21 protein-coding genes and 2 pseudogenes are annotated in these 22,734 nt (G+C 52.5%); 10 read left to right on the top strand and 13 right to left on the bottom strand.

Going from position 1 to position 22,734, the window contains the following annotated elements:
- A pseudogene (locus tag F452_RS11480) lies at positions 1-193 on the top strand (IS3-like element ISPg5 family transposase); the annotation flags it as partial.
- A 112-nt stretch (positions 194-305) separates the two neighbouring features.
- Here F452_RS11480 and F452_RS12750 read toward each other — a convergent pair.
- Entirely contained in the window at positions 306-395 is a 90-nt protein-coding gene (locus F452_RS12750) for a DUF1661 domain-containing protein (protein ID WP_160216959.1), read from the bottom strand.
- Here F452_RS12750 and F452_RS13335 point away from each other — a divergent pair.
- The 3 genes and pseudogenes from F452_RS13335 to F452_RS0105640 form a co-directional block, all read left to right on the top strand.
- Positions 367-447: pseudogene (locus F452_RS13335) on the top strand (DUF1661 domain-containing protein); the annotation flags it as partial. The gene F452_RS12750 and the pseudogene F452_RS13335 sit on opposite strands and share 29 nt — an antisense overlap.
- A gap of 292 nt (positions 448-739) precedes the next feature.
- Positions 740-3,181 (top strand): FAD-dependent oxidoreductase, encoded by a 2,442-nt coding sequence (locus F452_RS0105645; protein WP_152567453.1) that lies wholly within the window; start codon positions 740-742, stop codon positions 3,179-3,181.
- A 43-nt stretch (positions 3,182-3,224) separates the two neighbouring features.
- Positions 3,225-3,605, top strand: coding sequence for a winged helix DNA-binding protein (locus tag F452_RS0105640; RefSeq protein WP_018965261.1), 381 nt, complete (start codon positions 3,225-3,227; stop codon positions 3,603-3,605).
- Positions 3,606-3,664: 59 nt separating this feature from the next.
- On the opposite strand, the gene F452_RS0105635 is transcribed toward F452_RS0105640, so the two are convergent.
- Genes F452_RS0105635 through metG form a run of 3 tightly spaced genes read right to left on the bottom strand, consistent with a single transcriptional unit; the run spans position 3,665 to position 8,288 of the window.
- A complete protein-coding gene (locus F452_RS0105635; RefSeq protein WP_018965260.1) occupies positions 3,665-4,447 on the bottom strand; it encodes a 3'-5' exonuclease in 783 nt (260 codons plus the stop codon).
- Positions 4,444-6,216: a bifunctional metallophosphatase/5'-nucleotidase gene (locus tag F452_RS0105630; protein WP_018965259.1), complete on the bottom strand. Its 1,773-nt coding sequence runs from the start codon at positions 6,214-6,216 to the stop codon at positions 4,444-4,446. The genes F452_RS0105635 and F452_RS0105630 overlap by 4 nt, the downstream gene beginning before the upstream one ends.
- A gap of 29 nt (positions 6,217-6,245) precedes the next feature.
- Positions 6,246-8,288 carry a methionine--tRNA ligase gene (metG, locus tag F452_RS0105625; protein WP_018965258.1) on the bottom strand — a complete coding sequence of 681 codons (2,043 nt, stop codon included), beginning with the start codon at positions 8,286-8,288 and terminating at the stop codon, positions 6,246-6,248.
- Between the two features lie 282 nt (positions 8,289-8,570).
- On the opposite strand from metG, the gene F452_RS13330 reads away from it, so the two are divergent.
- Entirely contained in the window at positions 8,571-8,723 is a 153-nt protein-coding gene (locus tag F452_RS13330) for a DUF1661 domain-containing protein (protein ID WP_394331910.1), read from the top strand.
- 147 nt (positions 8,724-8,870) lie between these two features.
- On the opposite strand, the gene F452_RS0105615 is transcribed toward F452_RS13330, so the two are convergent.
- Genes F452_RS0105615 through F452_RS0105605 form a run of 3 tightly spaced genes read right to left on the bottom strand, consistent with a single transcriptional unit; the run spans position 8,871 to position 11,263 of the window.
- Positions 8,871-9,479 (bottom strand): IMPACT family protein, encoded by a 609-nt coding sequence (locus tag F452_RS0105615; RefSeq protein ID WP_018965256.1) that lies wholly within the window; start codon positions 9,477-9,479, stop codon positions 8,871-8,873.
- A 3-nt stretch (positions 9,480-9,482) separates the two neighbouring features.
- Entirely contained in the window at positions 9,483-10,031 is a 549-nt protein-coding gene (locus tag F452_RS0105610; RefSeq protein ID WP_018965255.1) for a DUF4924 family protein, read from the bottom strand.
- Positions 10,028-11,263, bottom strand: a complete 1,236-nt coding sequence (locus F452_RS0105605) for a nucleotide pyrophosphatase/phosphodiesterase family protein (protein WP_018965254.1) — start codon at positions 11,261-11,263, stop codon at positions 10,028-10,030. Before F452_RS0105605 ends, F452_RS0105610 begins: the two co-directional genes overlap by 4 nt.
- 926 nt (positions 11,264-12,189) lie before the next feature.
- Here F452_RS0105605 and hemH point away from each other — a divergent pair.
- From hemH to F452_RS0105585, 3 genes are read left to right on the top strand one after another with little or no spacing between them, the layout of a single operon-like run.
- Entirely contained in the window at positions 12,190-13,227 is a 1,038-nt protein-coding gene (hemH, locus tag F452_RS0105595; protein ID WP_018965252.1) for a ferrochelatase, read from the top strand.
- Between the two features lie 7 nt (positions 13,228-13,234).
- Positions 13,235-14,209, top strand: coding sequence for a lipopolysaccharide kinase InaA family protein (locus F452_RS0105590; protein WP_018965251.1), 975 nt, complete (start codon positions 13,235-13,237; stop codon positions 14,207-14,209).
- A gap of 16 nt (positions 14,210-14,225) precedes the next feature.
- On the top strand, positions 14,226-15,371 hold the full coding sequence (locus F452_RS0105585; RefSeq protein ID WP_018965250.1) for a glycosyltransferase family 4 protein: 1,146 nt from the start codon (positions 14,226-14,228) through the stop codon (positions 15,369-15,371).
- 137 nt (positions 15,372-15,508) lie between these two features.
- On the opposite strand, the gene gpmA is transcribed toward F452_RS0105585, so the two are convergent.
- Both gpmA and F452_RS12740 read right to left on the bottom strand, forming a co-directional pair.
- Positions 15,509-16,255 (bottom strand): 2,3-diphosphoglycerate-dependent phosphoglycerate mutase, encoded by a 747-nt coding sequence (gene gpmA, locus F452_RS0105580; protein ID WP_005875265.1) that lies wholly within the window; start codon positions 16,253-16,255, stop codon positions 15,509-15,511.
- Between the two features lie 13 nt (positions 16,256-16,268).
- Positions 16,269-16,511: a hypothetical protein gene (locus tag F452_RS12740; protein ID WP_244263769.1), complete on the bottom strand. Its 243-nt coding sequence runs from the start codon at positions 16,509-16,511 to the stop codon at positions 16,269-16,271.
- Here F452_RS12740 and F452_RS13325 point away from each other — a divergent pair.
- On the top strand, positions 16,491-16,580 hold the full coding sequence (locus F452_RS13325; protein ID WP_230587964.1) for a hypothetical protein: 90 nt from the start codon (positions 16,491-16,493) through the stop codon (positions 16,578-16,580). The genes F452_RS12740 and F452_RS13325 overlap by 21 nt on opposite strands.
- Here the strand turns inward: F452_RS13325 and F452_RS0105570 are convergent.
- The 4 genes from F452_RS0105570 to rsmA are packed head-to-tail and all read right to left on the bottom strand — an operon-like array spanning position 16,539 to position 21,533.
- Complete coding sequence (locus tag F452_RS0105570; protein ID WP_018965248.1) at positions 16,539-17,849, bottom strand: hypothetical protein; 1,311 nt, start codon at positions 17,847-17,849, stop codon at positions 16,539-16,541. The two genes, F452_RS13325 and F452_RS0105570, sit on opposite strands and share 42 nt — an antisense overlap.
- On the bottom strand, positions 17,846-19,351 hold the full coding sequence (locus tag F452_RS0105565) for a polysaccharide biosynthesis C-terminal domain-containing protein (RefSeq protein WP_018965247.1): 1,506 nt from the start codon (positions 19,349-19,351) through the stop codon (positions 17,846-17,848). Before F452_RS0105565 ends, F452_RS0105570 begins: the two co-directional genes overlap by 4 nt.
- Before the next feature lie 20 nt (positions 19,352-19,371).
- Positions 19,372-20,724: a magnesium transporter gene (mgtE, locus tag F452_RS0105560; protein ID WP_018965246.1), complete on the bottom strand. Its 1,353-nt coding sequence runs from the start codon at positions 20,722-20,724 to the stop codon at positions 19,372-19,374.
- Positions 20,725-20,756: 32 nt separating this feature from the next.
- Complete coding sequence (gene rsmA, locus F452_RS0105555; protein ID WP_026292228.1) at positions 20,757-21,533, bottom strand: 16S rRNA (adenine(1518)-N(6)/adenine(1519)-N(6))-dimethyltransferase RsmA; 777 nt, start codon at positions 21,531-21,533, stop codon at positions 20,757-20,759.
- A gap of 130 nt (positions 21,534-21,663) precedes the next feature.
- Here rsmA and F452_RS0105550 point away from each other — a divergent pair, with 130 nt between their 5' ends.
- Positions 21,664-22,713, top strand: a complete 1,050-nt coding sequence (locus F452_RS0105550; protein WP_018965244.1) for a lysylphosphatidylglycerol synthase transmembrane domain-containing protein — start codon at positions 21,664-21,666, stop codon at positions 22,711-22,713.
- Positions 22,714-22,734 lie beyond the last annotated feature (21 nt).

Here is a 22,734-nt window from a genome sequence, read left to right as displayed (position 1 = left end):
AGCCGTGCGCATGTACAACGAGGCGCGTCCACATCAAGCTCTAAGGGCGAAAACGCCTATGCAAGTCATTACACCGGAGTCTGAAAATCCCTTACTGGCAAGGATCGAACATTGGCCGGAGATTGCCCCCGAGCTATACCGAAGAATGAATGTCAGACAAAAAGCTAACTTTGCTCGTGTCAACCGAAATTAGACCTAAGGGTAAGGGCTGTCAACCTAAAGTAGAATTATAGAAAGAACCAGTAAACCAATTGTAGAACGATCCCGCCCAACTGTCAACTTTTTTCAGTACACGTCAGGTTGGTTTACGTGCGGGAATTTTCTCGTTTGCGACGCCTGAAAAGGTGGCGCGAGATTTTTTTTGTTTTGGTTCGAGAAGCAAAAAATTTACGCACGAGAACGAAAAAATTCTCGCTCCGCATTTTCAGAAAACACGCGCCACAGTCGAAGCATTTTAGACGCGTATTTCTGGAACAGCAGCTTATTGACCGGGACATCGGAGCAGTGGCCAGGCCTTGTGGTCTCTACATCCTTTGGGGACTGTCCTACAATCGCGTCTTTCCACACATCCAAGGCATATCATCTTGGAGCTGCCACCTGTCCTTCCCGACACCGCTCTCATTCCGTTCTCCATTATGGGTTTTCATTTTTTCAGCCATATATTTTCACGTTAATATATTTTCCATTGGAAATTATTTGTATGTTTGCACCGCAAAACGAACAAAAAAAGAAATCGAATATGAGATACGTAATCGTAGGCGGAGTCGCCGGAGGAGCTACAGCAGCAGCCAGACTAAGGAGAATAGACGAAAAAGCAGAAATCATCCTGTTCGAGAAAGGACAGAATATATCGTATGCCAACTGCGGTCTGCCGTATTATATAGGTGGGGTAATCAAAGAGAGAGAAAATCTTTTCGTGCAGACACCCGAAAAATTCGGCCAACTACTGAATCTGGATATTCGGGTACAGAGTGAAGTGCTGTCCATCGACCGATCCAACAAGCAGATAAGAGTGCGCGAAGCCAATGGCAGAGAATATAACGAGCACTATGACAAATTGCTGCTTTCCCCCGGAGCCTTGCCTTTTGTCCCTCCACTGCCGGGGGTAGACAGCCCGGGAGTCTTCACACTGCGCAATGTGGAGGATACAGATGCCATTAAAAGTTATTTGGACACCCACAAGGTCAAGCGTGCCATCGTAGTAGGAGGCGGATTTATCGGCTTGGAAATGGCCGAAAACCTACATGCGCTGGGCATTGCTGTCAATGTCGTTGAGATGGCTCCACAGGTAATGGCACCGGTGGATTTCTCGATGGCAACGATCGTTCATGCCCACCTGCAAGAAAAAGGTATCGGTCTCTATCTGGGAAAAGCGGTGAAAAGCATCGAAAGACAGAGAGAAGTATTGTCTGCTTCGCTTGACTCGGGCGAAAAAATCGAGGCCGAACTCATCCTTCTGTCTATCGGAGTACGTCCGAATACAAAGCTGGCAGCCGATGCACAGTTGGCTATCGGACCGGCACGTGGCATCCAAGTGAATGAATACCTCCAGACATCCGATCCGGATATCTATGCCATCGGAGACGCCATCGAATACCCACACCCTCTCACCGGAAAGCCGTGGACCAATTTCCTGGCAGGGCCGGCCAATCGACAAGGGCGTATCGTAGCAGATAATATGCATGGCCAAACCATCCGGAGCTATGAGGGAGCTATAGGAACAGCTATCGCCAAGATTTTCGACCTCACGGTTGCAGCTACAGGGCTGTCGGCAAAGGCTCTCAAGCGCGAAGGCCTTGCCTATGAGACAGTGACGGTACAGCCCAACAGCCATGCCGGCTATTATCCCGATGCCTACCCGCTTACGCTTAAAATCACCTTCCACCCCGAGACCGGTATTCTCTACGGTGCTCAGTGTGTAGGCATAGAAGGCGTGGACAAGCGAATAGACTCCATCGCTCAAATCATCAAGCGCAAAGGCGGAATCACCGATCTGATGCAAACGGAGCAAGCCTATGCTCCTCCATTCTCGTCGGCCAAAGATCCGGTAGCCTTGGCAGGATATGTGGCCGACAATATCATTACAGGTCGTATGAAGCCTCTGCATTGGCGCGAAATGAAAGAGGTCAATCCCAATCGAGTAACCCTCATAGATGCTCGCCCCAGACAGGCCTACGAGGTAGAGCATATCCCCGGAGCAATCAGTATGCCAGTGGAGGAAATAAGGGCACGCGTAGGGGAAATCCCTCACGACAAGCCGATATACGTATATTGCACCGTGGGGATGAGAGGGTACTTCGCCTCGAACATCCTGAGACAGTGTGGCTTCTCAAATGTACGGAACCTGATCGGCGGCTACCGTCTGTATTCTACTATAACGGCAGACTACAGTTCTGCTGCCAAACCTGCGACCGCACAACTTCCAGCGAAGGATAGTCCTTCTTCTCATACACAGGTACTGGAGGTGGATGCCTGCGGCATGTCCTGTCCGGGGCCGATCCTCAAGCTCAAACAATCCATGGATCAAATAGCTGTAGGAGAGCAGCTCTGCATCTTGGCTACCGACCCCGGATTTGCTCGTGATGCTCAGGCTTGGTGCGACACGACCGGGCACAATCTGATCCGACAGGAGACCATAAAGGGCAAATACAAAGTGACCATCGAAAAGACTGCTTGCAAGGAGGAGGGCACTTGTGTGAGCGAGACTCCATCCAAAGGCAAGACATTCATTCTCTTCAGTGACGATCTGGACAAGGCTTTGGCCACATTCGTACTGGCCAATGGAGCAGCAGCGACGGGACAGCCGGTGACCATATTCTTTACATTCTGGGGTCTGAATGCCATCAAAAAGCCTCACGCCGTAAAAGCGAAGAAAGACATTTGGGGCAAGATGTTCGGCATGATGCTTCCGAAGAACAGCAAAGGGCTGGGACTGTCCAAAATGAACATGTTCGGCTTAGGAGCGAAGATGATGCGCATGGTCATGAAAGAAAAGCATGTGGATTCACTGGAGAGCATGCGCAAGCAGGCGTTAGAAAACGGCGTAGAGTTTATCGCCTGTCAGATGTCCATGGATGTAATGGGGATCAGTCGGGAAGAATTGCTCGACGAGGTAAGCATCGGCGGAGTTGCCACTTACATGAATAGAGCGGAAGAAGCCAACGTCAATCTATTCATCTAAATTTGTGCAGTAACAATCAATCGAGGCTACCGCCTTCCAGCCGATGGAAAATGTAGAGTGTATCTGTACGATGAAGAAGCTGATGGTCGCCATCCGAGAATTGGAATCCAATCTTTTGGATTCCACCGGATGCGATCTCAATCAGGCCATGCTCCTGTGCGTGATAGCCGATGATTCGCTATCAGCGTCCGAAATAGCTGCACAAATAGGCGTATTGCCGGCCCAAAATTCCAAGCTGCTTGCGGCGGCAGAAGACAGGGGGTGGGTCATGCGCAGGCTGGGACATGACGACAAGCGAAAGATTTATTTCAATCTGACGGAAGAAGGTCGAAGGCAATTGGAAAAGGTGAAAGCACTGAACATCGATGTACCGGATCTGATCCGCCCCATATTGGATTCATCCGAAAAGGAAAGGAGGGAGTAAACACCCCCTCCTTCTTTTTTTTAGCTTTGCTCAAATTGCGCACGCACCAATCGGAGATCTTACTCCAACGAGGGCGTGGTCGGATTCATCCGACGCAGACATGCTCCTACGAGACGTATATCGTTCCGCACCTTCTCGCGATAGGTCGTCCTAACTCCCGGCAATCCGAAATAGAGGGCACCGAACAGCTCGGTCAGGCGTGGCAGCTTCCACGTTCCACAGCTCCCGTACAAGTGGGTAAAATCGACTCCCGCCTCCATCGTACAATAATCATCAAGGGAGAACAAGGGAGACGGATCGAATCCCCTCCGTCTCATATCATAGACCAAAACAGAACGGTGAAAGGCCAGATTGTGGGCAGACAGTACTTTTGCTTTCGATACAGCCCCAAGCAAACGTGCGTACACCTCATGCGGATCATCGCCGTGTAGCGAAGCATCCGCGATGCCGTGCAGAGCTGCAGCCTCTGGTGAAACCGGTTCGTCAGTGGACAGCCGGCAAACGACCTCCTCTATACATCTGAAACGAAAGTCCAGCAACTGCCAGCCGACCGATACGGGTGCCGGCGCATCCGCTCCGACCATGAACTGCGTTTCGTCCGCAGGCAATCCGGTCGTCTCCGTATCGATAACGAGAAAACAAGGACGGCTATCCGCAGCGGCAGGCACAGGCACCAACAAATGTGAGGCATCGGCATCGATGATCCCCTTCCGACGAAACTGATCCGAAGAGCCTTCCGATGGCAGGTTGTCAGCCTGCCATGGATCTTTCGGCTTCCATAACGTCATAAAAGCCATGCCTGCGATCAGCACAAGCAGGGCAACAGCCATCCACAGCGTCATCGAGTAGTTTTCTTTCTCTTACCGAAGAGAAACTCCCGATCGCGTGCGATCGCTTCCTTGACTGATCCTGCCGGCACAAATTGCCAATCGCAAACAGGAGGCACCTCTACCCTACCGGTGCGGCGCACATAGCGAATCAGTGCTTGGCGGATATCCACGGCTGTAGAGTTCTTGAGACGAGCACGCAGTTCTTCGGGTGCAATGCCGGCTCCTTCCGTCATCAGTCCGCCCCCACCGTTGGCTCGATATGAATTGAGAGCCACCGTGTATACGCTATCAAGTGCAAAGGGCTTGTATACCCCATCGCCGGACATCTTGTCCCTCACTTCTGTGATGAGCACTCTCTCCCCTATCGGTTTGGTCACATCTACGGTATAGCGCAGTCCTCCCGCCGCACTGAAGTTGAAGGAAGGATACATCGTTTTGAAGCGGTCGGAAGCAACGACATCCTTTTTCAGCAGGATGAGATGACCATTCTGCCGAGTCGGATCCGCCACCCATCGGGAATAGGAAAACTCCAAATAGTCACGTATTTCGCGGCCGGTCATTTGCATCGTGCAAAGAAAATTCTCGTACGGATAGATGGCGAACATGTGGTACATATAGATCGAATCCGCCGGCAAATCCGTATTGGTGAAGAGAGGAGCTGCAAATGATATATCCGCGCCGGACTCGCTCAGCATCACATGATGAATCAGATCCATGAAAGGAGACGAGCCGAACAGTGCGTCTGCAGAGCTTATTTCGGTGGAGGAAACACACATAGGCTCGTTCACAAACCGGCGAACGGCAGCTTCATCGAAGGAGAAATGCGCCATAAAGGCCGAATCGGGAGTAAGCCGCGATATGTCCGTCAAGCCACCTTCCACTCTTTTGTGCAGCACCTTGTCCCCTTTGCGAGTGAGACTGAGCCGCACATCGGACACTTTGTCCAAATGGTTAGCCGGGTTGAGAATGAGAACGGAGTCGGCTCCCCCTCCTTTCACCCTCCGGCTGTACTCCTGATGATCATGTCCGAGCAGCAGTAGATCTATGCCTGCGACTTCACGCGCAAGGGTCATACCGGCGTCTTCGAGGTAGTTCGCATTGTCGTTCTCCCTACCGGAATGCAGTACGCAGACGACAAAGTCCGGTTTTTCCTCTTGAATCACAAACGGCACCCAGTACTTGGCCGATTCGATTATATCGTCGAATCGCATCCCCGTCCACAGGCTTTGCGGCAGCCACTCAGGAATAGCCGGAGTGATAAAGCCCAACAGAGCCACCCTCAGCCCGTTCCGATCGAAAACCGTATAAGGAGCCCAATATGGCTTGCCGGTCTCGGTGTCGATAGCGTTTGCCGCCAAGAAAGGGAAGTCGCAGCCGGCTACCCATTTGTCATAGACGGCATGGCCGGTCTCGATGTCGTGATTGCCCGGTATGGCGGCATCATAGCGCAAGTAGTTCATCGCACGGGAGAAAAGATGAGTACCCGTCGTGTCCATGTAGTTATAATAGTAGGCCGTAGGATCGCCCTGCAATACGTCGCCACCATCGAAGAGCAGCAACTCCGATCTGTCCGACCGGGCAACTTTCAGGAAGGAAGCCAAGCGCGACATTCCACCCGAAGTCGGTCTTAAAGCTTTGAAATCAGTGGGGAATACATTCCCGTGAAGATCCGTAGTGTGGATAATGCGAAGGGAATGCTCCTGCCTGCTTGCACATCCACCGAGGAGAAACACTGCCAGCGGAAGCAGGACGGAAAGTAAACCGAGAAGTCTCTTCTTCATACCGTACGATCTGTAGTACCTCTAAAAGTCTATTTCACCTGACTACCGGCGGCAACTCCTGCTGCCGGCACAATGACCCTGAGCGATCCGTCCGCATCCTCTGCCGAAAGGATCATGCCCTCGGACTCGATACCTTTGAGCTTGCGCGGAGGCAAATTGGCGATGAAGCATACCTGCTTGCCTACCAGCTCTTCCGGAGCATAGTGTTTGGCAATACCCGAAACGATCGTCCGGCCACCCAGACCATCATCGATACGAAAACGCAAGAGCTTGTCCGCCTTAGGCACCTTCTCACACTCCAGCACCGTGCCCACACGGATGTCCAGCTTGAGGAAGTCCTCGAATGCAATGTCTTCGGCTATCGGAGCAGCCTGATGGGCAGCCTTTTCGTTGGCCAGCTTGGTAGCCTGCAATTTCTGAATCTGTGCATCTATCACACTGTCCTCCAGCTTTTCGAACAGCAATTCGGGACTGCCCAAGACATGACCTTCGGGCAAGAGATCCGTACTACCCAAACGATCCCAGCCGAAAGGACAGTCGGTGGAGAGCATAGACAGGAGCTTTGCCGAGGAGAAAGGCAGGAACGGTTCGAAGGCGATAGCCAGATTGGCCGTTATCTGCAGGGACAGATTGAGGATCGTAGCCACACGGTTCATATCCGTTTTTGCCAGCTTCCAAGGTTCCGTATCGGCCAGATATTTATTGCCTATACGTGCCAGATTCATCGCTTCTTTCAGGGCTTCGCGGAAGTGGAACGTATCCAGCTGATGCTCCAAAGCCTGCTTCACGGCTGCAAACTCCTCTATCGTGCGACTGTCGTAATCCGTCAGCTCGCCTTTGGCCGGCACAGCACCACCGAAGTACTTATGAGTAAGGACCAATGCCCGGTTCACGAAATTGCCGAATATGGCTACCAGTTCGTTGTTGTTGCGAGCCTGAAAGTCGCGCCATGTGAAGTCGTTGTCCTTCGTTTCGGGAGCGTTGGCCGTGAGCACATAGCGCAGGACATCCTGCTTGCCAGGGAACTCTTCGAGGTATTCATGCAGCCAGACAGCCCAGTTCCGACTGGTGGAAATCTTATCTCCTTCGAGGTTGAGAAACTCGTTGGCAGGTACATTGTCAGGCAGGATAAACGAACCTTCGGCTCGGAGCATGGCCGGAAAAACGATACAGTGGAATACAATATTGTCCTTACCGATAAAATGAACGAGACGGGTATCTTCCGACTTCCACCACGTCTCCCAACTATCGGGACACAGCTCTTTGGTATTGGAGATATAGCCTATCGGAGCATCGAACCATACATACAGCACCTTTCCTTCGGCACCCTCCACCGGCACGGGGATACCCCAGTCCAAATCGCGACTCACGGCACGGGGTTGCAGCCCCATATCCAGCCAACTCTTGCACTGGCCGTAGACGTTGCTCTTCCACTCCTTATGTTCATCGAGGATCCACTCTTTCAGGAAAGGCTCATGCTTGTCCAGAGGCAAATACCAGTGTTTCGTCTCACGCAGCACGGGAGCACTGCCGGATATCGTACTGCGGGGATTGATCAGGTCAGTGGCATTGAGCGAGGTACCGCAGGCTTCGCACTGGTCGCCGTAAGCCCGATCGTTGCTACAGTGCGGACAAGTACCGGTGATATAGCGGTCGGCCAGGAATTGCTTGGCTTCTTCGTCATAATACTGCTCGCTCGTCTGCTCCACGAACTCACCCTTTTCATACAAGGTCTTGAAGAAGTCGCTTGCCGTACGGCGATGCATATCGCTTGTCGTACGTGAGTATATATCGAAGGAGATACCCAGCCCCTCGAACGAACGCTTGATCTGTTCGTGGTAACGGTCTACGACCTCCTGAGGAGTACAGCCCTCGGCCTTGGCTTTCAGGGCGATGGGTACGCCATGCTCATCCGATCCGCCGATCAGCAGGCAGTCTCTGCCACGCAGGCGCAGATAGCGTGCATATATATCGGCCGGGACGTAGACGCCGGCCAGGTGTCCGATATGTACAGGCCCATTGGCATACGGAAGGGCCGTGGTGATAAGAGTTCGTTTGAATTGTTTATCCATTATTGTTCAGATTGTTTTTTCGTATCTAATTGCTGCAAAGATAATGATTTGACCACCGTTGATAATTGTCCGAAAGTCTCAATGCTACCGATGCCGCCACGAAGATCAGAATTAGAAAGAAGCCATACGGCGACACTATTTGTATTAGAGCGGCATTCATATCCTGCTTTTTTGTTCCGACTCAGTGCTATTTCCTTCTTGATTCGCCTCTCCCCTCTTTGAGCTTCTTACGTTCCAAAAAATGATCACGCACGGAGCGAAAAAACGTGGCGCGAGAATTTTTTGCTTCCCGCGCCAAAAGAAAAAATTTCTCGAACCAAAACGAAATTTTTTAGGCGCGAGTTTTTCAGAAAACACGAACCGCAATTTGTCCGTTTTACGCTCGAAAAGCTCAATTTGCCCTTTCTCGACAAACAGACTTTTCCCAACGGTTGAGAAAAGAGTCGGATGGTGAAGTAGTAACCGGAGGCAACAGGCAGAAGTTCTTCTACACATAAAACAGCTACGACACAAGTGCTTTCGGAATGAAGTGCATCTGTAGTCGGTTTTATATACTCTCTGCGATTCGGAAAAGGGAGTGGATCAATCTTCGTCTTGGAGGAGGGTGACGCCGTAGATGGAAGAGAGGCGATTGCGCAGGATGGCGGCATCGTTGCCGCGGAGGCTGACGGTAAGCCTGCAATTCTCGGCAAAATCCTGCGAGCGGATAGAGGCTCCGGCATCTTTCGCCAGTCGCATCACTTCGCCCAGCAAAGGATATTCGAAGGCGATAGTCAGTTCTTCATACAGGATCTCTTCTTTTCGGTCGGCTGCTTCGAGAGCTTCGCGAGCTGCTTCGCGATAGGCAACGATAAGACCGCTCGTACCCAGCTTGACACCTCCGAAGTAGCGTACCACGGCAACGAATACCTGTGTAAGCCCCTGCGAGGTGATCTGACCGAGGATGGGTTTGCCGGCAGTCCCCGACGGTTCTCCGTCGTCATTGGATCGGGTACGTTCGCCTTTGGCTCCCAGCTTGTACGCCCAGCATACATGGCGCGCATCGAAGTAGCGGCGGCGCAGATCGGCTACAAGCGAAAGTGCCTCCTCTTCCGAACTCACGGGATAGGCGAAAGCCAGAAAGCGGCTGCGCTTCTCCGTGTACTGCGCTTCCGAGGGAGCACCGATCGTGAAGTAGGAATCTTCGGCCATGGTTCAGAGAAGAGCCTCTTCCGTGCCCTGCTCTTGGGCGGCAAACTTTTCGGACAGGACGGAGAGGAGCGTACTCATTTGTTTGATACTGGCGAGCGTCTCTTCGCTCACTTCCTTTTTTTGCAGGCGCAGGGTCAGCAGACCGTATATGGCAGTCAGGCAAGTCTCTATCTCTCCCGTATTGCTGCCTGCGCTCTTGGCTCTAAGCTGTACGATGGCAGGGAGTACCTGATAGTAAAGTCCTTGATAAATCATCTCTTTGGGGTCTGCCATCAACCGCGTATGGATCTCTTCCATTTGCATGATGGCTATGCGGACGATATTGATATGCCCCTGCTCGCGGACGCCCTCGGTCAGCATCATATCCACCAGCTCGGCATACCAGCGGTCTATCTCGGCGGTCGTCTCCCTATCTTGCCGATATTGGGCGATGACAGTGGTGCGAAGCCGCTGCATATCCAGTTCGTTGGCACGTATGAGATCCTCTATCTGCCACATGTAGAGGACGTACTCGGCGATATTGTTGCGCCGTTTTTCCCTTGCTATGATCATAGTCGTTGGTCTCGGATGAGGTCGTTCAGCAACGTTTCGTCTGCGTCATTGGGTGCAGGCTCTATGCCCAACAGTCTGCATATCAGCGGATAGATGGTGATATTCGGCAGATTTTCCACCCTGCTGCCCGGACGAAAACCGGGTCCCACAGCCCGGAGTAAAGCCCTCATTTCCGGTGCTTGGTTGTCATAGCCATGTGCCGCTCCCGGACGAACGTCTTCGTCTACTGAGAAAAACACGGTGGAGCCTATGTCCGGGATTACGACCAGTTCGCCCAAGCGTGGATTGGTACCACAGTGCAGGCGCGCAGGCACATCCCCTTTGCGGTAAACCGATATATGAGGAATGGTCCGCAGGATCTCATAGGCTCGCTCGGTATAGGAGGGCTTCGGGTACAAGTGGGTGAAGGCTCCGGTGGCCATGTAGAGGAAGCTGTCCGCAGGCAGATGATGCGCCAGATTGACGCATTTCTCATTTTCGTATGTAGCCATACCATGATCGGATACTATGATGAAGTCGGTCTGAGCGGCTATGGGAAGAGACTCCAACCGTTTGCGGAAATAGCCGACCACACTGTCCAGCCGCTCTACCATAGCCAGTGTCAGCGGGCTTTCGGGCGTTTGAGAATGGCCGATCATATCCGGCTCCTCGATGTACCACATGAGCAAGCGCGGTCGCTCCTTTTCGGGCAGACTGAGCCACGCGATGACGGAGTCGGCACGGTTACGAAACGGAACGGTGGAGGAGAATTTTTTCCACCGCCACGGCCGAAGCCCATTTACAGCCGTCTCGGATCCTACCCAAAAGTAGACACCGGCACGGATGCCTTGGCGTGCAGCCGTATTCCAAACCGGCTCACCGCCCCAGAATCCGGGAGTCTCCACGGCTTTTCGGTCGGATATGCGAAAAACGCCCAGAACCGAATCCACAAACTCATTGGCTACGATGCCGTGATGGTCGGGGTAAAGCCCCGTAGCCATGCTGTAATGATTGGGAAACGTAAGCGAGGGGAAGCATGGCCGGAGCGACCCGCTCAATCCTTCCTGCGCCATCCGATCCAACTCCGGTGTATGTGCCCGATCGGTATAGTCCGGCCGGAAGCCGTCCAAAGACAGGACCACGACGTACCGTTCCGATTGCTTAGGTGTTTGTCGGGCTGTCCGGCAACCGACATAAGAGAAGGCAAGAAGCAGAAACAGGATGAAAGGAAATAGAGGTAAATGCTGTCTCATTTTTATAAAAATCTTTCGATTTGATACGGCCAAAGGTAAGGGATTCCTCTTTTACTACCGTAAGCAGATCGGTTTTTGAGCCGATGATTTTCACATGTCATCGGGAGTGCAAAAATCACAGGCATACCCACAGCCGACCCTTCCGACCTCTCCAAGAGCAGCACGACAGACTTTTTTGGTCGGGAAAATGCCATTGTTCGTCGGGGAATCTGCATTTCGGTTCTGCAATGCAGATTGTTCGGCGTGCAAACCTGCAAGTCGGACACGAAATTCGTTCCCGCAATTTGCGGGAAAGCATCTCCGAGCCGAAAACCCTCGCCGCAACTTGCGGGACGACAAGTTCGCGACAAAAAAGCTCCCCGCAACTTGAGGGAAGCTTTTTCGGGTCAAAGATGTATTCCCGCAAGTTGCGGCGACCTTTTTGGTCGGGAAAGTGTCATTGTCCGCCGGGGAATCTGCATTTCGGCTCTGCAATGCAGATTGTTCGGCGTGCAAACCTGCAAATCGGACACGAAATTCGCTGCTCCGACTTGGAGGACGACAAGTCCGCGCCGAAAAACCTTCCTCCAACTTGGAGCATGACAAAGTTGCACCGCAATTGCTTCCTCCAAGTTGGAGGGCGACAAGTCCACACCGAAAAAGCTTCCTCCACCTTGGAGCGACCTTTTTCGGCTCCGCGATGCAGATTTCCTGTCGGACATTCCCTCTTTTGCCGAAAGTACCCGTATATCCTAATTCGGAGAGAGACTCTCGCACGGCATTTTCGTCGGATCCTTTTGCAGCAGAGTCGATCCCTTTATTCATTGCACATCCGAGCTTCGGCCAATATGACTTCCTTACTCCGTTAATGCTCACATTCATTTAGGGAATGGGATCGGAAAAATAAGGGACGCGAACGGAATCTTACCTATCTTCGTCTTGAAATTATGGCAGATAGTAGAAGAACCGATGACAATAAAGGTGCGGAAGAGGTGGTATTGCTGCTGAATATCGGCTCGCCGGACAGCCCTGAGGTGAAGGACGTGGCACGCTACCTCAATTCTTTTCTGACCGACAGGAGGATCATCACTTTGCCTTTTCTCCTGAGACAGCTGCTCGTACGAGGCATTATCACTCCTTTCAGAAAGAAAAGTTCGGCTCGCAAGTATCGGACTGTTTGGGACGAAGCCTCCCGATCTTTCCCCCTCTTGTCGCATACGAAAGCCATAGCCCGAGCACTGGCACATACGGGCAGAGAAGTCCACGTAGCCATGCGCTACGGCAAGCCGGCTGTGGCCGATGTACTGAAGGAGCTGCCGCGCGATCGAAGTCTCGTCGTCCTTCCGCTCTTCCCACACTATGCCATGAGCAGCTACGAGACGGCAGTGGAGCACTGCAAGGCCGAAATCCGCCGCCTTTGTCCGGATCTTTCCTTCCGCATCGTGCAGCCTTTCTACGCACACGAAGCCTATATTCGTACCCTTGCCGATAACATCCGGCCCTATCTGACGAAGCCTTTCGACAAGCTCGTGCTTTCCTATCACGGTATCCCCTACGATCATTTGGACAAGACCACCCGACAGGCTTTAGACCTCCGGCATCCCGAAGGGTGTTGCACGGAGGAGGATCCTACGGCAAGCGTCTGCTACCGCCATCAGACATACAGGACAACGGCACTGATCCGCGAGGCGCTCGGCTTGAACGAAGAGCAGGTAGAACAAGTATTCCAGTCTCGCGTAGGCCATACCGAATGGCTGCGCCCCTATTTGGTGGAGCGACTGTCCGCTTGGCCGCAAGAGGGAACCAAACGTATCCTCATAGCCTGCCCCTCCTTCGTATGCGACTGTCTGGAGACTCTCGAAGAAGTAGCCGATCACGGACAAAGCATTTTCAAAAAAGCCGGAGGCACGGACTTTACCTACATTCCTTGTCTCAATAGCGAAGCCCGTTGGATCGATGCGCTCCGAACCATCTTGAAAGAGTAATTACAGCATGCTCAGTTATCATACCGATATACCGACAGACCTGCCCCTCCTGAAGCAAGCCGTCGAAGCCATCCGCCGGGAAGAATCCGGCGGTGCCGTACCCGATACCGATCCTCCGAGGGTGATATACGAAGCGCGCAACCGGCTCTACGCCATCCGTACCGCACAGGGAGAGCAGGTGGTGAAGAGCTTCCGGATCCCTATTGCCATTCAGCGCGTCGTCTACTCATTTTTCCGTCCGTCGAAGGCAGCCCGCTCTTATCGCAACGCCATACGGCTGGGTCGGTGCGGCATCGGCACTCCGCGGCCGGCGGGCTATGCTATCGAGAGCGAAAAAGGGCTTCTGCGCAGGAGCTATTACGTCTGCGAGAGCATGCACGACTGTCGGGATATTCGTCTCTCCATGCAGGGCGTGGAAGGAGGCGGGGCATTGCTCCGTGCGCTGGCCGGATTCATCGCCCGAATGCACCGAGCAGGCATTCATCACATCGATTTGTCGCCGGGCAACGTACTGTATCGGACAGACGAGAAAGGCGAGTATTCGTTCTACCTCATAGACCTGAACCGGATGAAGTTCTACGACAAGCCGATTACGGGACGGAAGGCCTGTGCCAACTTTGCGCGTCTGAGCTTCTGTCCGCCGGTGAGCAAACGGCTCGCCGAATATTATGCCGAGGCACAGGGGTTGAATACGAATGAAGTGGTCGAAGGAGTGCAAAGCGAATCGGATCGGTTCTTTCGCAGCAAAGTCCGCAAGTATGCCCGCAAGGCACTGGTGCGCGAACAAAAGCGAATGAGCCGCTCCGCTTTCCGTCGGGCATATATCCGCTATTGCTCGGTACGCCTTGTCCGAAAGCTCACGGGCAGCACTCGTCTCTTCCGCATCGAGAACGATCTGTACTTCTCCTTTCTTGAAGTGGGCGACCTGCGCCATACGCTGAAAAGAGCCGAAGGATATTCCTCGCCGAAAAACATTCAATAAGAAAAAAGGAAACCGGATGAATCGTATAGCTTTTGATGCCAAGAGAATCACATCCAACGCCACCGGATTGGGCAATTACAGCCGCTTCGTGGTCGAAGCCTTGGCCACCTTTCACCCCGAACACCGCTACTACCTCTGTTCTCCCAAGAAGGGCAATCCGGCTCTGTACTCCACCTTGCAGCAACGCGAGGGCATAGAATGGCTGCTGCCCGAAGGTGGTACGGGAGGATCGCTTTGGCGCAATTTCGGTGTGGTGCCTCGATTGCAAAAAGAGGACATCGATCTCTTCCACGGTTTGAGCCACGAACTGCCACTGGGCATATACGGCAAGGGTATCGCCACGGTGGTAACGATCCACGACCTGATCTTCATTCGCTATCCCCACTATTATAAGCCTGTGGACAGGCTGCTGTATCGGCTCAAATACGGCCATGCTGCCCGTCGTGCCGACAGGGTGATAGCGATAAGTGAGCAGACCAAGCGCGATGTGATGGAGTTTTTCCACGTGCCTGCCGATCGGATCGATGTCGTCTATCAGGGTTGCTCGCCTGCCTTCGGACAGGCTACAGAGGAGGATGAGTCGAGGGCGAGAGAGCGGTATGCTTTGCCTGAGCGTTACCTGCTCTATGTGGGAAGCATCGAGACGAGGAAGAACCTCCGACTGGCCGTGGAGGCTCTGGCACATTGCCGCGACCAGCAAATCAGGCTCGTTGCGGTAGGGAAGCGTACGCCATACTGTGCGGAGGTGCAGCAGTGTGCAGAGCGATCAGGGGTGGCAGACCGGCTCATGATGCTGCACGATGTCCCGTTTGCCTTCCTGCCGGGCATCTATCGCGGAGCAGAGGTATTCGTCTATCCTTCGCGCTTCGAGGGCTTCGGCATCCCGATTATCGAAGCACTGGCTTCGGGTGTGCCGGTCATTGCAGCCACAGGCTCGTGTCTGGAAGAGGCCGGAGGTCCCTCGTCCCTGTACACCGACCCCGACGATGCGGAAATGATGGCATCCATGCTGGACAGCATCCTCTCCGACAGCTCTCTCCGCGAGAAGATGATAGCCGACGGGCGTGCCTATATAGAGCGTTTCTCACCCGAAGCCGTAGCCCGATCCCTGATACGTGTGTATGACAAGGTCTTGCAGGATAAAGACCTCCGGCACAAATAACATCCACTGCAAACGAGCAAAAAGATGAAATGAAAAGAGAGCGTTGCAACGCTAACAGTCGTGCAACGCTCTCTTCTTGTTTTTTCTCCTTGCCCTCTGTCGAAAAGCAGAATTGGAAAGGGCCGGCGATGGGGGATTTATTTCTTCTTGCCCTGATTGGCTACTGCCTCCATCAGCTTTTTGATCTCTTCGGGATCGCCGAGGAAATAGTCCTTGACCAAACGGAGATTGTCGTCAAATTCAAAAACATAGGGTACGGCCGTCGGGAGGTTCAGGCTGATGATGTCTTCGTCCGAAATGTTTTTCAGCACCTTGATGATACCGCGCAGACTGTTGCCGTGAGCTGCTACCAATACCTCGTCATGCTCCTTGAGCGTGGGGAATATGGTTTCGTTCCAATAGGGGAGGATACGATTGACCGTGTCGCAGAGAGCTTCTGTCAGTGGCAGGTCTTTCTCGCACACGCCTTTGTAGCGCGGATCCATGAACGGAGAGCGCGGATCCTCTTTCTCCATAGGCGTGGGGGGAACGTCGTAGCTACGACGCCAGATGAGTACCTGCTCGTCCCCGTACTTCTCGGCAGTCTCGGCTTTGTTGAGGCCTTGAAGCATGCCGTAGTGTTTCTCGTTCAGACGCCAGGTCTTCTCCACCGGTATCCAATCCAAGTCCATCACATCGAGGACACCGTTCAGGGTCTTGACAGCACGTTTGAGATAGGAAGTATAGGCTTTGGTAAACTGAAAGCCTTCTTTCTTCATGAGCTCGCCGGCTTTCTTGGCTTCTTCAATACCTTTTTCGGACAAATCCACATCTGTCCATCCCGTAAAGCGGTTTTCCTTGTTCCACAAGCTCTCGCCGTGGCGAATCAATACTATTCTTTTCATAATTACACTGTAATCAAAGTCCGGTGCGAAAATAATGATTAAAGTTCAATGCCATACCTATGGCAAGAACAGCTGATACAAATAGAAGAAAAACGGCATCAAGGCGCAGAGCCATTCGGCCGATCAGGAAAAAACACGAGCCGAAAATTGCCCGAATCGCAAACCAAAAGCTGAAAGGAAGTGGCGTGAGAATTTTTTCGTTCTCGCGCGAGAATTTTTTCATTCCCGAACCAAAATGAAAAAGTTCCCGCGCCACGTTTTCAGGCGTGGAGAACCAAAAAATTTACGGACGAGATGTGAGCAAAGTGTCGATGATGACCTCTGAGGCAGTAGCCCCTCGGGGAGAAAGCAAATAGTCCCGAATGAAGGCCCGACGCCTATCGGCTACGGGATCGGGTCTGCGCTCTGCTATCTTTTGTAGAAACGAATCGATGTCTTCTGCAGAATCTGCCATATCGTGCAACGCGAAGGCCTCTTGGGCGGCTCGGTTGAGCCCGTGAGGCAGGCGTCCGTTCTTCCGCATAAAGAGAGACGGACGCCCCACGATCTGATATTCCACGGTGAAAGCACTGCAATCATGCACGAGAGCCGAAGAGCGACAGAAGAGATCGACATAAGTTCCTTCGGCCAATTCGGCATGAGGCATATCTGTCCATTCCCGGTAGTACCGATCCGTTCGTTCGCGTCCCCACGAATCCAGAGCATAGAGTTTGGTCTTGAGTATCGGATGCGGCTTGAAAGCAAAGCGCAATCGGCCTTCGTACTTCCGTGCCAATCGGAGGAAGGTATCCGCATAATCGAGGAAATTGGACAGGCTATATCCCCAAGGTTCTATCGAATGGTGCGGAGCGATGATTACGAGGGGTAGCTCTTCATTATTTTTCTCCGTTCGATCCCTCATTTCGGAGGAGAAAGCATCGAACAAAGGTGCTCCGCTGACCACTCCGTTGCGTCCCTTCGCGCGCGAGAGTCGCGAGTAGATGCGAAGGTCTTCTTCCGAAACTAAAAAATAGTACCCCAAAAGATTGTGAAACAGGAGGTCGTACCAGTCAGGATATTCTTCGAGGGGATAGCCATACAGGCTATAGCAAGTGAGTATATCGGGGAAGGCCCTCTGGCGAAGGGGTGGCGGCAACTGGATGTCGTAAGGTGTGGTATAGAAAATGTAATCCGGTGCAAATTCTGCCCGAATGTCTCTTACCTCTCCATTGTCCCGACAAGTCGGCTGCGGATCGAAGCCTTTGGCTTGAAAGTGGGCAAGTGTCTTTTGCAGGAGTTCGCCCCGTTCGCCGGCCGGCAGATTGTTCGCCGGACAAACGATGAGTACAGGCCGAATGCGCGGATGCCGGAGCATGGCAGCAAACAGGGCATCGTATTTCCACATGGAGTCGTACACGGCAAGGAATACGACATTGATGGTTTCCTTGTCGCATAGTTTCTTTTTTAGCTCGTCGTTGCGCTGCTGTGCTTCGCGAATGAGCCGAGGCTCTACCGTTAGGCGGCGCAGGCGGCGTTTCCCCTCTGTGATGACGTACTGCATCCGTTTGGGAGCGAGGGCATAAAGACGAGATGTGAATCGGTGGAGGAGGTTCATCGGCGACGGAGGTATTTGTCTACGGCTCTATTGAACTCGGGAGACAGGCGCATGGCATAGACAGCAGCGAGTGCTCCCACTCCGATAGGGATGGAACGGAGGGGTATGTCGATCCAGGGAGAATCGACATGAGGGATCAAGGCATTGGCACCAAAAAGGAGGGCGAAGAGAGCCAACAGACGGAAAAGGGCCGGAGAAAAGGGCGAAGCATGCAGCTTCCGGCTGATCATAAACTGCTGTACGCCATAGCTCAGCAGTGTGGTCAGGAGCGTAGCGATGGCTGCTCCGTTGATGCCCAAAACGGGGATCAGCCACAGATTGGTGAGCACGGCCAGGATGGTGACGAGGAAAGTATAGTAAAGATTCCAGTGATAATACTTGGAACAGCTCACGATCGGATTGCCATAGTTCAGCGTGATTTCGATCATCTTAGCGATCCCCAAAAAGAAAACCACGTATTTGCCGGCGGCATAGAGGTGACCGTTCGGAAGGATGGAGAAGATGCTGTCGATATTGAACCAAATAAGCAAGAAGATAAGGCCGCCGGAAAGAAGCTGATGCAGCGAGACGCGCTTGAAGAGTTCGTCGGCTTTGAGCAGATCGTTCCGTTTCATGGCATCGGCCATCAGGGGAGAAGAGACGCTGAGCAGGGATCTGGAGGGTATTTCCACCACGGCTACCATATAGAAAGCGATAGAGAAAATACCACCCGAATCCAATCCGCCCTTGTCCAGAGAGCTGACCATGAAGAGATCCAAGCGGCTGCTGAGCTTGCTACCTATACTGGCTACGACATAGAAGAGGGTGTAGCGGAGAAAATTGCGCTTCAGCTCCGGTGTCAGAAAGCCCCGATTGTGACGGAGATTGACCTTGCCGATTCGCCGGATATAGGCCAACATCAAGAGCATACATGCGGCATAGGCTGCAATAAATATGGCGATGAAAACCTCCAGACCGACCCATCGGAAAGCATACAGCAGATAAACGACGATCAGCATCAGCCTGAGCACTACCTCGCGGATCAGCTTCGGCACGGCTATCCGCATCAGTTGTGTGGCATAGAGTTCGAAGACAGACCAAAAGAGCATGAAGACGAACAAGGGAACGATGCTATAGTAAAAGTCCACCAGCTCGGGGCTATTGCGGCTGAACATGGTCACAAAGGGGCCTTTGGCCAGCAGCATCAAAAGGGTCATAAGCACTCCTCCGACGAGGGCTACCGCCATCATGTAGTAGAAGTAACCATTGTCCCGAACTCCATCGGGGGAGGCTTCTCCGCTCTCGCTATGGAAGTAGGGGTAGAATCGGAAGGCAGAGGAGTTAAGCCCGAGGAGTGCAAAACTGCTGATCAGCGTAGCGGCTTCGACGATATTACGGGTCAGACCGACTTCCTTGGGGGTAAGAAATTCGGTGATAATAAGGAAAGTGGTCAGGAAGCCGATGAAAGCACCTGCATAGCTGACGAGGGTTCCTTTGATACTCTGGCGTTCGACAATCCCCATAGCTCGCGTCCCGTCCGAAATTACAAAGTCTGAGCAAGCAGCGTGGCCACAAGCATATAGATCATCATCCCGATGAGGTCGTTCGTAATGGTGATAAAGGGACCGGTGGCTATGGCCGGGTCTATCTTCAATCGATCCAGCAGCATCGGCACCATGGTGCCGAATATGCTGGCGAACAATACGACGGAAAAGAGGCTGATGGAGACGGCGGACATGACGAGGACGTCACCGAGGAAAAAATAGTTGAACAGGAAGACGACAAGGCTGATGATAGAGGCATTGATCAGGGCTACGACGACTTCCTTGGCTATGAGAGTCCAGAGTTTGGCCTGCTTCAGGCTGTTATTTGCCAGTCCCTGCACCACGATGGCCGAAGACTGGATGCCCACATTACCGCCGGTGCCACCGATGAGGGGAATGAAGAGAGCCATCTTGGGATTGGCGGCAAAGAGGGAGTCGAATCCTCCCAGGAGGATGGAGTTGGCCAATCCTCCTGCCATACCGATGAGAAGCCACGGCAGACGTGCTGCGGTCTGCATATAGACCTTATCCGAAGCTTCGATGTCGTGCGAAATACCCGAAGCCAGCTGGTAGTCGCGTTCGTGCTGTTCGCGGATTTCGTCGATCACATCGTCGATGGTGATCCGGCCTACCAAACGACCGATACTGTCCACCACCGGCAGAGCTACGAGGTCGTACTTCTCTATCTTCTCCGCGACTTCTTCGATCGGGTCATTGTCTTTGACGGAGATAGGCTCGGTCTTCATCACATACTTGATCTTCGAGGCGGAAGGGCTGGTGATCAGTTTCTTCAGTGGCAGCACCCCTTTGAGCCGTTCTTCATCGTCGATGACATAGACGTAGTATATCTCGTCCACATCTTCTGCCTGCAAGCGCATCTCTTCGATACACTTGGGCATACTCCAGTTCTCATTGACGATGATCATCTCGGTACCCATGAGGCTACCGGCTGTGTCGTCTTCGTACTTGAGCAGATCGATAATATCTCCGGCCTGCTCTATATCGGTCACCTGACTGAGAATCTCGTCTTGCTGGTCTTCGTCCAGCTCACGAATTAGCTCGGCCGCATCGTCGGTCTCCATATTGCCGACAAATTTTCCGGCGATGGTCTCGGAAGGAATCCTTTCGAGTACCTTGTTTCGCTCATCCTCATCCAGCTCCAAGAGCACGAGACCGGCTTTCTCTCCATCGAGCAGGAGGTAGAGGTAGACTGCCTCGTCCAGATCCAGCTCGTCATAGAGATCCGCAATATCCTCGGGGTGGAGCTTGCTCATCAGGTCGAGAGCATCCGCATCGCGCTTTTGGTCGATGATCTGGCGAAGATTGTGAAGATATTCTTTCGTGAAGTCCATAAGAATTCGTTGATCAGGGGGAAATGAAAATGCTATTGCTGCAACAAGAGTGTAAGTGCGACGAAATCATCGGGGGACAACTGCTCCGGTCGCTTCGAGAAAACAGGATCGTCGAAACGATCGAATCCGACCGGCAGGATACCGCGAAGAGAGTTCCTGAGCGTTTTCCGGCGCTGTCCGAAAGCTGTTTTCACCACCGTCTTCAGGGCTTTTTCGCTACATGGGAGTTCCTTGCGGTCATTGCGTGTCAGACGTATTACGCCGCTCTGCACTTTGGGCGGAGGATCGAAAACGGAAGCGTCTACGGTGAAGAGGTATTCGATATTGTACCAAAGCTGCAATAACACGCTCAATATGCCATAATCCTTTTTCCCCGGAGGCGATGCCAGTCGCATAGCCACTTCGCGCTGGAGCATTCCCGAACAGCAAGGGATCTGCTCGCGAACGTCCAACAGACGGAAGAAAATCTGGCTGGAGATATTGTAGGGGTAATTGCCTATCAGGCAGTATTGTCGTCCTTCGGGGAACAGCTCCGACAAAGGATAGTGCAGAAAATCGCCCTCGATGATCCGATCGGAAAGCTCCGGGAACTCTTCTCGCAAATAGCTGACGGACTCTCCGTCGATCTCTATGACGCGAACATCATACCCCTTGCGAAGCAAGAACTGCGTAAGCACTCCCATACCCGGCCCGATCTCCAGTACAGGCAATGCTTTATGCTCGCAGAGGGTGTCGGCTATTCGCTCTGCAATACTCAGATCGCGGAGGAAGTGTTGCCCCAGTGCCTTCTTGGCTTTTACTCGCATCATGAAATATAAATTCTTTATATTTGCGTTGTTTAGAAAATGCTAAGGTACGATATTTTGATTGTTATTTTAATGGCATCGTACTAAGGGTAATCTAAATAGCAAAATCATTTATCAAGATAAGAGCAACTAAATGACTAATAATATAGGGCAAGAAATAGTGACAGCAGACAGGTCTAACAAATGGAAGTCGGTAGCTAAGGTCATTATTCCTTTCGCCATAGGCGGTCTGCTCCTCTGGTTGGTGTACCGCAAAATGGATTTCTCCGCCATTGGCAAGATCGTCCGCGACGGTGTCAATTACTACATCATAGCTTTCTCTCTCTTGTTCGGATTGGCTGCCAACTGTATACGCGGTCTGCGCTGGCAACTCCTCATAGAGCCTCTGGCTTCTCCTCATCCACGGAAAATCAATGCCATTCTGACTACTTTGGGCAATTACACGGTCAATATGGCTCTGCCCCGTGCCGGAGAATTTTGGCGATGCGCGGAAGAAAGCCGCTACGAGAAGATACCTTTCCCCCAGCTCCTCGGTACGCTCTTCATGGACAGGATCATGGACTTGGTGATGGTCGGACTCATTACATTGAGTATCATGATGGGCTTTCAGGGCTTTTTCTCCGCTTTCTTTGCTCGCAATCCACAGCTGACGCAAGGCTTTTTCACCATTTTCAGTTCCATCTGGCTATACGTTGCTGTCGTAGGTGTCGGGCTGCTTTTCTTCTTGCTCTATAAATACCTCTCACACGTAGGCCCCGTTCGCAAGATAGCAGCACTCATCGGTAGAATACTGGAGGGGCTTCGGTCTATCTGGCACATGGAGCACAAGTGGCTCTTCATCTTGTATTCCATCCTCTTGTGGGTAGGATATTTCTTTTACTTCTACACCACATTCTTCGCTTTCGACTTTACCCGATCGCTGGGCATGGGAGTGGGGCTGATCAGCTTTGCCATGAGCAGTATAGCCGTAGCCGTACCTGTACAGGGAGGGGTAGGGCCGTGGCACTTTATGGTCATTGCTTCTCTTGTGGCTTTCGGCGTGACGAAGGAGGATGCCGGAGCGTTTGCCTTGGTGGTACACACGACTCAAACCGTTTGGACTACGGCCGTCGGGTTCGTGGCTATCGGCTTGCTTCCTTTTGTCAATAAGAAATACGATCGCATAAAACAGTCAAACAATTAACAACAATCATCCAAAACACTT

This window comes from Porphyromonas gulae DSM 15663, assembly GCF_000378065.1.
GTDB lineage: Bacteria > Bacteroidota > Bacteroidia > Bacteroidales > Porphyromonadaceae > Porphyromonas > Porphyromonas gulae.
This window is presented reverse-complemented; position numbering and strand designations above follow the sequence as displayed.